9 protein-coding genes and 1 pseudogene are annotated in these 12187 nt (G+C 64.9%); 5 read left to right on the plus strand and 5 right to left on the minus strand.

Features of this window, described 5'->3' with window-relative positions; translation table 11 throughout:
- Positions 1-337: 337 nt before the first annotated feature.
- From Q8R75_RS17450 to Q8R75_RS17460, 3 genes are all read right to left on the minus strand, one after another.
- Positions 338-2128, minus strand: coding sequence for an acyl-CoA dehydrogenase (locus Q8R75_RS17450; protein ID WP_305613921.1), 1791 nt, complete (start codon positions 2126-2128; stop codon positions 338-340).
- Between the two features lie 90 nt (positions 2129-2218).
- On the minus strand, positions 2219-3154 hold the full coding sequence (locus tag Q8R75_RS17455; protein WP_305613920.1) for an FAD-binding protein: 936 nt from the start codon (positions 3152-3154) through the stop codon (positions 2219-2221).
- A 12-nt stretch (positions 3155-3166) separates the two neighbouring features.
- Positions 3167-3919 (minus strand): electron transfer flavoprotein subunit beta/FixA family protein, encoded by a 753-nt coding sequence (locus Q8R75_RS17460; protein ID WP_305613919.1) that lies wholly within the window; start codon positions 3917-3919, stop codon positions 3167-3169.
- A gap of 116 nt (positions 3920-4035) precedes the next feature.
- On the opposite strand from Q8R75_RS17460, the gene Q8R75_RS17465 reads away from it, so the two are divergent.
- The 4 genes from Q8R75_RS17465 (at position 4036) to Q8R75_RS17480 (ending at position 8322) form a co-directional block, all read left to right on the plus strand.
- Positions 4036-4614, plus strand: coding sequence for a TetR/AcrR family transcriptional regulator (locus Q8R75_RS17465; RefSeq protein ID WP_305613918.1), 579 nt, complete (start codon positions 4036-4038; stop codon positions 4612-4614).
- Positions 4615-4738: 124 nt separating this feature from the next.
- Positions 4739-6115, plus strand: coding sequence for a phosphomannomutase/phosphoglucomutase (locus Q8R75_RS17470; protein ID WP_305613917.1), 1377 nt, complete (start codon positions 4739-4741; stop codon positions 6113-6115).
- A gap of 119 nt (positions 6116-6234) precedes the next feature.
- Positions 6235-7470, plus strand: coding sequence for an EAL domain-containing protein (locus Q8R75_RS17475; RefSeq protein ID WP_305613916.1), 1236 nt, complete (start codon positions 6235-6237; stop codon positions 7468-7470).
- A 24-nt stretch (positions 7471-7494) separates the two neighbouring features.
- Positions 7495-8322, plus strand: coding sequence for an HDOD domain-containing protein (locus Q8R75_RS17480; protein ID WP_305613915.1), 828 nt, complete (start codon positions 7495-7497; stop codon positions 8320-8322).
- Between the two features lie 36 nt (positions 8323-8358).
- Here the strand turns inward: Q8R75_RS17480 and Q8R75_RS17485 are convergent, their stop codons facing one another.
- Together Q8R75_RS17485 and alaS are read right to left on the minus strand one after the other, a co-directional pair.
- Positions 8359-8655: a hypothetical protein gene (locus Q8R75_RS17485; RefSeq protein WP_305613914.1), complete on the minus strand. Its 297-nt coding sequence runs from the start codon at positions 8653-8655 to the stop codon at positions 8359-8361.
- Positions 8655-11774, minus strand: a complete 3120-nt coding sequence (alaS, locus tag Q8R75_RS17490) for an alanine--tRNA ligase (protein ID WP_305663809.1) — start codon at positions 11772-11774, stop codon at positions 8655-8657. The genes Q8R75_RS17485 and alaS overlap by 1 nt, the downstream gene beginning before the upstream one ends.
- 219 nt (positions 11775-11993) lie before the next feature.
- Between alaS and Q8R75_RS17495 the strand changes: the two are divergent.
- Positions 11994-12187: pseudogene (locus Q8R75_RS17495) on the plus strand (hypothetical protein); the annotation flags it as partial.

The following is a 12187-nucleotide window of genomic DNA, read 5'->3' on the forward strand; positions in this document are numbered from 1 at the left end:
CGCGTGCCTTCTATCAGCGACTGATCGCGCGTGGAAAAAAGAAGATCCAGGCGCAGTGTGCGCTCATGCGCAAAATGCTCACCGGCATCTGGGCTTGCATCCGCAACAACACACCCTTCAATTCCGCGTCACTGTTCTCAATTCCCTCTACAGTGACTTGACGGCAAACGGAGTATCTACGAAAAACGCATGTCACGGCGCCATCGGCCGCGTCAGCCTCGAAACACCGGAATCGCGCGCCCGGATGCTGGCCGCTGACCGTGCAGCCAAGGCACCGGACGCACGGCACCGCCGGAACCGCAGGAGCGGTCCGAGGCGCCGTCGATGTGGCCGTCGTTCAGTCGAGCGACTCGTCCAGCGTACCGGCCGCCCCCCGACACACGACATGCGCCAGGCCGGCACACTGGCTCAGCACATGGTCGGCGTAGAAGCGGGCGCTGGCGATCTTGGCGCGATGGAAGGCTGCGTCGTTGCTGCCGCCGGCCAGATGACGGTGCGACAACAACGCGGCGCGCGCCATCTGCCAGCCGCCCGCTGCGCGGCCGAACAGGCCGAGCAGCGGCACCGCACCGGCCAGCACGGCGCGTACATCGCTGCGGAAATGTTCGACGACAAAGCCCACTCCGCGCTCCAGCGCCTGCGCTGCATCGCGCAGTGCGGCGGCGATCACGGCCAGCGCCGCGTCACCGGTCGCGTCCAGCGCGTCGCACTGCGCGCGCATATCGGCGATCACCGTGCGGGCGGCGGCACCGCCGTCACGCGCGATCTTGCGGCCGACCAGATCGTTGGCCTGGATCGCCGTCGTGCCTTCGTAGATCGTGGTGATGCGCGCGTCGCGCAGGTACTGCGCCGCACCGGTTTCCTCGACGTAGCCCATGCCGCCGTGCACCTGCACGCCCAGCGAGGCGATATCGATGGACGTTTCGGTGCTCCAGCCCTTGACCAGCGGAATCATCAGTTCGACGAAAGCCTGCGCGCGAGCGCGCGTCTCCGGGTCGGGATCCTGTTCGGCACGGTCCAGCGAGGCCGCCGTCACGGCGGCCAGCGCGCGCATTGCCTCGACCTGCGACTTCATCAGCATAAGCATGCGGCGCACGTCCGGGTGGCGGATGATGGCGACGCGCTCACCCGACTTCACGCCGGCTTCGGTGCCCTGCACCCGCTCGCGCGCATAGTCCATCGCGGCCTGCAGCGCGCGCTCGGCAACCGCAATGCCTTGCAGGCCGACGGCGTAGCGCGCGGCATTCATCATGATGAACATGTACTCGATGCCGCGGTGCTCTTCGCCGCACAGCCAGCCGATCGCACCGCCGTCGTCGCCGTAGGCCATGACGCAGGTCGGGCTGGCGTGGATGCCCAGCTTGTGTTCCAGCGACACGCAGCGCACGTCGTTGCGCACGCCCGGCTTGCCGTCGGCATCCGGAACGAATTTGGGCACGATGAACAGCGAAATACCCTTCATGCCCTCGGGTGCACCCGGCGTGCGCGCCAGCACCAGATGCACGATGTTGTCAGCCAGTTCGTGTTCGCCGAAGGTGATGTAGATCTTCTGGCCGAACACCCGGTAACTGCCGTCGGCCTGAGGCTCGGCGCGGGTGCGCACGGCAGCGAGGTCGGAGCCGGCCTGCGGCTCGGTCAGGTTCATGGTACCGGTCCATTCGCCGCTCACCATCTTGTCCAGATACAGGTGTTGCTGTTCATCCGAGCCGCACAGCGACAGCGCTTCGATGGCACCGGCGGTGAGCAGCGGGCACAGCGAAAACGCCATGTTCGCGCCCATCACCATTTCCTGGATCATCGTCACGACGACGTGCGGCATGCCGGCACCGCCGTGTGCCGGGTCGCAGCCCATGCCGTTCCAGCCGTTCTCCGCATACTGCCGATAGGCGTCTCTGAAGCCCTCCGGCAAGCTCACGCGACCGTCCGCGCTCAGCGTGGCCCCGGCGCGATCGCCGATCCGGTTCAGCGGCGACAGCACTTCGGAGGTGAAGCGGGCTGCCTCGTCGAGCACGGCATCGACCACGTCGGGGCTCGAATCCTCCAGCCCGGGCAGCGCCACCACATCGGCCAGCCCGGCCAGTTCGAGCGCGAAACGCATGTCGCGCAGCGGGGCAACGTATTCACTCATGGCTCACACCTCCGGGGCTCTGCCGGCCCGTTGATACTGTGCCGCAGATCGCCGCGGCGAAAGAATTTCCCAGCGACGCCCCGGTTTTGCCTACCCGAGCTCAGCAACCAGTTTCGGCACCAGTTCGAACAGGTCGCCCACCAGACCGTAGTCGGCGACCTGGAAGATCGGTGCATCGGCGTCCTTGTTGATCGCGACGATGACCTTCGATTCCTTCATGCCGGCCAGATGCTGGATGGCCCCCGACAGACCGACCGCAATATAGAGATCAGGCGCGACGATCTTCCCGGTCTGACCGACCTGGTAGTCGTTCGGCGCATAACCCGAATCGACTGCGGCGCGGCTCGCGCCGAGCGCGGCACCGAGCTTGTCGGCGAGCGGTTCGAGCACGCTGTGGTAGGCCTCACCGCTGCCGAGCCCGCGTCCGCCGGACACGACGACGCGCGCCGAGCCAAGTTCAGGCCGCACCGACTGCGACAATTCCTGCGACACGAAAGTGGCCAGACCGGTCGGCGCCGGTGGCTGGATGGCTACGATCGCCGCGCTACCGCCGGCAGCCGGCGCCGGGTCGAACGCGGTCGCGCGCACCGTGACCACCTTGATCGTGTCGCGGCTCTGCACCGTGGCCAGCGCGTTGCCGGCGTAGATCGGGCGCACGAAAGTGTCGGCCGACTCGACGGCGACGATATCCGATACCTGCGCCACATCGAGCAACGCGGCGACGCGCGGCATGAAGTTCTTGCCGAAGCTGCTGGCCGGTGCGAGCAGGTGGGTGTAGCCAGCAGCCAGCGTCAGCACCAGCGCGGACACGTCTTCCGCCAGTGCGTGAGCGAATTGTGGCGCGTCGGCAGTCAGCACCTTCGTGACGCCGGCGACGGCCGCTGCGGCGCTCGCTGCAGCGGCGCAGCCGTGGCCGGCGACCAGCACGGTGATGTCGCCACCGATCTTCACGGCGGCGGTGATCGTGTTCAGCGTCGCCGGGCGCAGCGCGGCGTTGTCGTGTTCGGCAATGACCAGAATGTTCATGTCGGGGATTCCTCAGCGCAGCACTTTGGCTTCGTTGCGAAGTTTCGCCACGAGTTCGGCGACGTCGGCCACCTTCACGCCGGCCTGCCGTTTCGGCGGTTCGGCGACACGCAGCGTGGTCAGGCGCGGCGTCACGTCCACGCCCAGTTCGTCGGGTGTCAACGTGTCGAGCGGCTTCTTCTTCGCCTTCATGATGTTGGGCAGACTGGCGTAGCGCGGCTCGTTCAGGCGCAGATCGGTGCTGATCAGCGCCGGCAGCGCGACGCTGACCGTCTCCAGCCCGCCATCAATCTCGCGCGTCACCACGGCGCGACCGTCTGCCACACGCACTTTCGAAGCGAAGGTCGCCTGACCCCAGCCGAGCAGCGCAGCCAGCATCTGACCGGTCTGGTTGGCGTCGTCGTCGATCGCCTGCTTGCCGCAGACGATCAGCTGCGGCGCTTCGCGTGTCGCCACCGCCGCGAGCAGCTTGGCCACCGCGAGCGGCTGCAGCTCGACCTCGGTACCGACCAGAATGGCGCGGTCGGCGCCGATCGCCATTGCGGCGCGCAAGGTGTCCTGGCAGGCCGCACTCCCGCACGACACGACAACCACTTCGCTCACCGTGCCGGCTTCGCGCAGCCGCACTGCTTCTTCCACCGCGATTTCGTCGAACGGATTCATCGACATTTTCACATTGGCGGTTTCCACGCCGCTGCCATCTGCTGCCACGCGGATCTTCACGTTGTAATCGATCACCCGCTTGACCGGAACCAGTACTTTCATCGTTCGCGCCTCCTGCGCCGAAAGGTGCTGCCGCATCCATACGGATGCGTATGTCAGGGTCCATACGCTACCGTATGTCAGAATCCATGGTCAATAGCCGGAAGCGGAATAGCCTCATGCCAGAACCCGAACCCCTCTTGCCCCGGTCCCAGACCGACCGCGATACCTGGCTGCGCGCGGCTGCTCAGACGCTGGCCGACAGCGGTGTCGACGGCGTCAAGGTGGAAAGCCTGGCGCGCCAGCTCGGGCTGACCAAGGGCAGCTTCTACTGGCACTTCAAGGACCGGCGGGCGCTTCTGAACGCCCTGCTCGAGCACTGGCGAGCCGGCCGCATCGACGACATCACGCAGCGCACGCAATGTGCGCCCGGCCACGAGATCGCGCAACTTCACCACGTGATCGACACTTACAGCCTTGCCCGCAACCAGCGCGGCATGCGCGTGGAACTGGCGATCCGCGACTGGGCGCGCCACGACGCCGCAGCGCAGTCGGTGATCGACGCCGTCGATGCGGTGCGTCTGGACTGCGCCACCGCACTGTTCGTCGCCGCCGGCCATGACGCCGACGAGGCCGCCAGCCGCAGTCTGCTGCTGTACGCCTACGTGTTCGGCCTCGGCATGATGGACGGCGAGCGCGACGCGCTGCGCCCGGCCGCCTCGCGCGCCTTCATCGCGCGCCTGATCACCGGCGGATGAGGGTTTGCGCACTGAACTGCGCACTGATGCGCGTCACTGTCATGGCTGGCGGCGGATAATTGCCGCGCTGCCGCATGGCACCGCTTGCACCGTGCCGCCCCCGAATCCAGAGAAAGGAAAACAGATGTCCTTCCCCGCACCCGAAATTTTCAAGGCCTACGACATCCGGGGCATCGTCGACAAGACGCTGACCGCGGAGGCGGTTCGCGCCATCGGCCACGCGCTCGGCTCCGAAGCCGTCAAGCGCGGCCAGCGCACCATCGCGGTCGGCCGCGACGGCCGGCTGTCAGGCCCTGAACTGGCGGGCGCACTGGCCGCCGGCATCAATGCCGCCGGCGTCGACGTGCTGGACATCGGCTGCGTGCCGACGCCGCTTTCGTACTTTGCCGCCTTCGATCTTGGCACCGACAGCGCGGTCAGCGTGACCGGCAGCCACAACCCGCCCGACTACAACGGCCTGAAAATGGTGCTCGGCGGCCAGACGCTGTACGGCGACATGATCCAGGACCTGCGTCGGCGGATCATTGAAAATGATCTGGTGCATGGTGTGGGCACGACACGTCATGCCGATGTGCGCGATGCGTACATCGCCCGCGTGACGTCCGATGTGAAGCTCAAGCGACCGATGAAAATCGTCATCGACTGCGGCAACGGTGTCGCCGGCGATATCGGCCCGCGCCTGTTCGAAGCCATGGGCTGCCAGGTGACGCCACTGTTCTGCGAAGTCGATGGCCACTTCCCGAACCATCATCCGGACCCGTCGAAGCCGGAAAACCTGGAAGACCTGATCCGCGTGCTGGCCGCGGGTGATGCCGAAATCGGCCTCGCCTTCGATGGCGATGGCGACCGCCTGGGCGTGGTGACACGCGACGGCGAAATCATCTACCCCGACCGCCAGCTCATGCTGTTCGCCGCCGACGTGCTGTCGCGCCAGCCCGGCGCACAGATCGTCTACGACGTGAAATGCACACGCCTGCTCGCACCCTGGGTGCGCGAACACGGCGGCGAGCCGATCATGTGGAACACCGGTCACGCGCTGATCAAGGCCAAGCTCAAGGAGAGCGGCGCTGCACTCGCGGGTGAAATGAGCGGCCACATGTTCTTCAAGGAGCGCTGGTTCGGCTTCGACGATGGCTTGTACGCGGCCGCGCGGCTGCTGGAAATCCTGTCCGCCTCGCCGGACGGCAACGTCGTGCTGAAGGCCCTGCCGACCGCGATATCGACGCCGGAGCTCAACCTCAAGATGAACGAGGGCGAGCCGCATGCGCTGATCGCCGGGATGCAGCAGTCGGCGGTGTTCGACGGCGCGCGCGAAATCATCAAGATCGACGGTCTGCGCGTCGAGTACGCCGACGGTTTCGGCCTGATGCGCGCCTCGAACACCACGCCGGTCGTGGTGCTGCGCTTCGAAGCCGACACCGACGCCGCGCTGGCCCGCATCCAGGACGATTTCCGCGGTGTGCTGCTACGCGCCCGGCCGGAGCTGACACTGCCGTTCTGACGGGTAGCCCATCCGGAGGGCGGTGCGCCCGCGCCACCCTCCGTGATTCAGTCTGTGTGCTCGGCAAAAAAAATGATGCAACACCCTCAATGTTGCCGGCGGCCTGCCGAAACCGATACATGCCGTTAAATTCAACTTCCAACATCTTTGTCGGGCGACAGCCCATTCTCGACCGCCAGGGCAGGCTGTACGCCTACGAACTGCTTTTCCGCTCAGGACAGATGGAGCGGGCGGAATTCGTCAGTGACATCAGCGCGACCGCCCAGGTGATCACCACCGTGTTCAACGAGCTGGGGCTGGAGAGCTCGCTCGGCGATGTCTTCGGCTTCATCAACGTCAGCCAGGACATGCTGCTGTCCGGCGCCATCGAGCTGCTGCCCGCCGACAAGATCGTCTTCGAATTGCTGGAATCGATAGAGCCGACGCCGGAAGTCATTCGCCGCGCGCGGGAACTGGTGGACAAGGGTTTCAGGCTGGCACTCGATGATGTGCTGAGCCTGGAAGAGTCTTTCAAGCCGCTGATCGAGATCGCGTCCTTCGTCAAGATCGATCTGCTGGGCGTCGACAACGAGGCGTTGCCGGCCATCGTCGAAAGCTTCCGGCCCTACAGGGCGAAGCTGCTGGCGGAAAAGGTGGATAGCGCCGAACAGGCGAAGCGTTGTCACGATCTCGGCTTTGCCTTTTTTCAGGGCTATTACTTCGCGCGACCGAGCGTGCTCCGCGCGCGTGCGCTGAGTGCGGGCGAAACCACGCTCCTGCGATTGCTTGGCCTTGTGCTGGTCGACGCCGACACGGCCGAGATGGAGCCGCTGATCAAGCAGGAGCCGGCCCTTCTGGTCAACCTGATGCGCATCACCAATTCGGTCGGCAACGGCAGCAAGCGACAGATATCGACCGCGCGCGAGGCCATCACGCTGCTCGGCCGCACCCAGCTGATGCGCTGGCTGCAGCTGCTGCTGTTCTGCTCTCAGGGCGGCAACACGGTCGGCAATCCGCTGCTGGCCATGGCCGCCACCCGCGCGCGCACCATGGAGCTGCTGGCGGAAAGGTGCGGCAGCCGTGACTGCAAGCCCGAACGCGCGTTCCTGACCGGCATCCTTTCGCTGCTGCCGGCTTTGCTCGGCGTCCGCATGGAGGAAATTCTGAAGCCCCTGGCGGTCGATGTCTCCATCCAGAATGCCTTGAACGATGGCTCGGGCAACCTCGGTGCTCTGCTCACGCTGATGCGCAACTGGGAAGACAACGCGCCAGACGACTTCTTACTCACGCTGACCCGACTGCCGGCGCTAAGACTGACCGATTTCACGAACGCGACCTCCGAATCCATGGCCTGGGCGGCAACGCTCGGCCAATGAACAGAACGCCCAAAGGAAGCCTGCATGAACGCAATGGAACGCATCTTCAGCGCCACCGCCCAGCTCCCGGTCATTCCGCGGGTGGTGCAGAAGATGATCGACACCCTCAAACATGAAGATGCCGACCTGCAGCCGTTGATCGCCGACATCCGGCTCGACCCGGTGATCAGCGCGCGCGTGCTGCGCATTGCCAATTCGGGCTTCTACGGCAGCCGCCGCACGGTGGGCTCGATCGACGATGCAGTCCGCCTGGTCGGTACGCGCGTGCTGCGTACGCTGGTCATTTCGGCCGGGGTGAGCAGCGCCTTTCCCAAGGTACCGGGTATTGACCTGAAGGACTTCTGGCGCCATGCGTTGATGACCGCCAGCGCCAACGCACTGCTGGCGCGCCATGCCGGCGAAAATGCGGACAACGCCTACGTCGCCGGCCTGATGCACCGGCTGGGCCAGCTGATGATCCACATCGCCTTTCCACGTTTGGCCGAGGAAATCGCACGTGACTGTCATGGTCTCAGTGTCAACGAGCGCGCGGCCGTGGAACACCTGAAACTGCACACAAACCATTGCGAAGTGGGTGCCGAACTGGCGGCGCGCTGGAACTTTCCGGATGACGTCGCCCTGGCCATGCAGTACTACTGCCAGCCGCATCACGACAGCGCCACGCGCCTCGCGCGACTGACCAATGTCGCCGCCCAGATCGCGATGGAAATCGATGATGACGTGAAGCCCGAAGACATCGCCGAACACCTGAACCGCAGCATCACCGACCTGTGCGGCCTCGACCGCGCAGCCATCCTGCCCGATATCGAGTACTGCGCGGAACACGCCGCGGAAGCAGAACTGGCGCTGTGACCCGCTGCCGCCGGCGCCGGCCGCCGGCTCTCAGGGTCAGCGCATCTTCGGATTCAGCGTGCCGCGGTTGTAGTCCTTGTCGCCCGGCATGAGCACGCGGGTGCCGAACCAGCCGCCCTGCGCGCCTTCCGGCCGCAGATGGTTTTCCGGGTAGGTGTCGGCAATCTTCTTCGCCTCGACCTGCTTCGCCTGATCGACGAATTTCCAGCGACCGTCCGGCATCAGCTGTACCTTCTCGCCAGCCGCGGTGGTCGCTTCGATCATCGCGCCCTCGCCGGCCTGCACCAGCCCGCCGGCGGCGATCGCCAGCGTCATCAAAATCATCCGTTTCATCACAGCCTGCCCTCCACCCATTTCGCGACACCGGCCAGTGCCACAGCGAGGTTTTCCGGCTGCGTGCCACCGGCCTGTGCCATGTCCGGCTTGCCACCGCCCTTGCCGCCGACCTGGGCAGCAACGAAATTGACCAGTTCGCCGGCCTTTACCTTCACCGTCAGATCCGGCGTGACGCCGGCGATCAGGCTCACCTTGCCGTCGTTGACCGCGGCCAGCACGATGGCGGCCGAACCGAGCTTGTCGCGCAGCTTGTCCAGCGTTTCGCGCAGCGCCGGCACATCGGCACCTTCCATCACCGCCGCCAGCACCTTCGCACTGCCGATGGTCACGGCCTGCGCGGCCAGATCGTCGCCCTGGCTCGATGCCAGCTTGCTCTTCAGCCGGGCCAGTTCCTTTTCCAGCGTGCGAACGTGATCGAGCGTCTGCGCAATCTTGGCCGGCAGCTCGGCCGGCGGCGCCTTGAAGGCCGCAGCCGCCTGCGCGACCAGCCGATCCTGTCCCTGCACGAAAGCGACCGCGTTTTCGCCGGTGATGGCTTCGACCCGACGCACGCCAGCCGCGACACCGGCTTCGACCGTGATCTTGAACAGCCCGATGTCGCCCGTGCGCGCCACATGGGTGCCACCGCACAGTTCGCGCGATGAGCCGATGTCGAGCACGCGCACCTCGTCACCGTACTTTTCGCCGAACAGCATCATCGCACCGGTCTTCTGCGCGTCCTCGATCGACATCACCCGCGCCTGCGTCGCTGCGTTGGCGAGGATTTCCGTGTTGACGATGCGCTCGACGCGGGCGATTTCGTCGTCGGTCATCGGCGCGTGTTGCACGAAGTCGAAACGCGTCTTGTCGCCATCGACCAGCGAACCCTTCTGCGCCACGTGTTCGCCCAGCACCTCGCGCAACGCCTTGTGCATCAGGTGGGTGACCGAATGGTTGCGCGCGGTCGCGGCGCGGGCGCGCACATCGACGCGCGCGCTGACCGTGTCGCCGACCGTGAGTTCACCCGCCTTCAGCTTGCCGTGGTGACCGAACACCGCGGCCTGAATCTTCAGCGTGTCCTCGACGATGAAACAGACACCCCCCTCTCCCGCTGATGCGGGAGAGGGGTTGGGGGTGAGGGCAGCATCAGCGGGAGAGGGGTCGGGGGTGAGGGCCGGTCGCGTTTGATCCGCCGGAAAAGCGCCCTCACCCCGGCCCTCTCCCGCTGATGCGGGAGAGGGAGAAAGCAGTTCACCGCGGTCGCCGACCTGACCGCCGGATTCGGCGTAGAACGGTGTTCGGTCGAGCACCACGACGCCCTGCTCGCCCTCGGTCAATGACGCGACCGGCGTTCCGTCCTTGTAGAGCGCCACCACCCGCGCGTCGTCGACGGCAAGAGTGTCATATCCACGGAAAACGGTCGTCGTGTCGTCATACTCCAGCGCGCTCGCCATCTTGAACTTGCCGGCGGCGCGCGCCTGATCCTTCTGGCGGGCCATCGCCGCGTCGAACCCGGCTGTGTCCACGGTAACGCCCCGCTCGCGACAAATGTCGGCCGTCAGGTCGAGCGGGAAGCCGTAGGTGTCGTGCAGCTTGAACGCAACGTCACCCCGAAGTGTTCTGTAGGGTTGCAGTTCCTTCTCAGTTACCCGAGTTACTTCAATAGTGATATTTGAACCCTGCATTAGCGATTGAAGCTGGCTCGGTATTCCTTCATTTTCACGTTCCGTGACAATCACTAAATGAAGGTTGTCGTATTCAGCAAAAAGCGACTCTTGAATCGCATATAGGTTGCTGAACAACTTATCGAGCGTCTTCTGATCAAGACGCTTCGCAAAGACTACGTTGACGGGCACGCAAGTACCACTGTTAGCTAGCAAACAATCAAATTGATATGAGTATCGGCCAGCGATTCCGACTATATGAACCTCATTTGCTTCTTTCCCAGTCTTCTCGGTTAGCCACTTAACGGTGAAGTACTCTTCAGCGATGGCGCTCTCAAGAATCGACATTCCGCCTGCAATCGTCGTAAAAAATCGCTCTTCCTCTTGGCGAAGAACGTCGCTCACTCGATTCTGCGCCGTCGCCAGGTCCGGATAGGCGCTGCCCATCTGCGCCACCAGGTCCGGCACCATGCGGTGGAAGAAGGCGGCGCGTGCGCCGAGCTTGTAGCCGTGGCGGATGGCGCGGCGGATGATCCGGCGCAGCACGTAGCCGCGCCCCTCGTTGCCCGGGATGACGCCATCGGCGATCAGGAATGAACAGGCGCGAATGTGGTCGGCCAGCACCTTGAGCGACGGATTGTCGAGACCGGTGGTGTGCGTTTCGCGCGCGGCGGCGGCGATCAGCGCGACGAAAAGGTCGATTTCGTAATTGCTGTGCACCTGCTGCAGCACGGCTGCGATGCGCTCCAGGCCCATGCCGGTATCGACGCTGGGCTTGGGCAGCGGATGCAGCACGCCCGCTTCGTCGCGGTTGTACTGCATGAACACGTTGTTCCAGATTTCGATGTAGCGGTCGCCATCTTCATCGGGGGAGCCCGGCGGGCCGCCCGGAATGTCTTCGCCGTGGTCATAGAAGATTTCGGTGCACGGGCCGCACGGGCCGGTGTCACCCATCATCCAGAAGTTGTCCGAGGCGTAGCGCGCGCCCTTGTTGTCGCCGATGCGCACGATGCGCTCGACCGGCACGCCGATGCGGTCGCGCCAGATCGCATAGGCTTCGTCGTCCTCGGCGTACACCGTGACCCACAGCTTGTCCGCCGGCAGCTTGAATACCCCGGTCAGCAGCTCCCAGGCGTAATCGATGGCATCCTGCTTGAAATAGTCACCGAAGCTGAAGTTGCCCAGCATTTCGAAGAAGGTGTGGTGGCGCGCGGTGTAGCCGACGTTTTCGAGGTCGTTGTGTTTGCCGCCGGCACGCAGGCAGGCCTGCACCGACGCGGCGCGCACATAAGGGCGCTTGTCCGAGCCAAGGAACACGTCTTTGAACTGCACCATGCCCGAGTTGGTGAACATCAGGGTCGGGTCGTTGCCCGGCACCAGCGAACTGGATGCCACCACGGTGTGCCCCTTGGACGCGAAAAAGTCCAGGAAGCTCTTGCGGATGTCGGCGACGGTGAAAGTGGGTGTGCTCATGGTGTGTGGGTTGCTGGTGAGGCCGGCGCCAGCGGGCCTTTAGCCCCGAGCGGCCGACCGCACCGGTGGATGCGCGATTTGCCTAACCTTCGATTATAAGTTTGCGCTGCCTCCCAGCGACCCGGCCTGCGCAAACCCGTTGGAGGCGCTATGCTTGCAGGCTGTGCCCACCGGCCGCCCGGCATCCCTGCGCTGGCGGCGCATCTGAAAGAGACCCCCATGGACATGAAGACCTCCCCCCTCGCGCTGCTCAAAGACCCAACCCTGTTCAAGACTGACGCCCTGATCAATGGCCAGTGGCTCAAGGGCAGTTCGCGTTTCGACGTGACCGACCCCTCCACCGGCATCAAACTGGCCGATGTGGCGAATATGGGCACCCAAGACGCTGAAGACGCGATTGCCGCCGCCAACGC

The organism is Methyloversatilis sp., from assembly GCF_030696805.1.
GTDB lineage: Bacteria > Pseudomonadota > Gammaproteobacteria > Burkholderiales > Rhodocyclaceae > Methyloversatilis.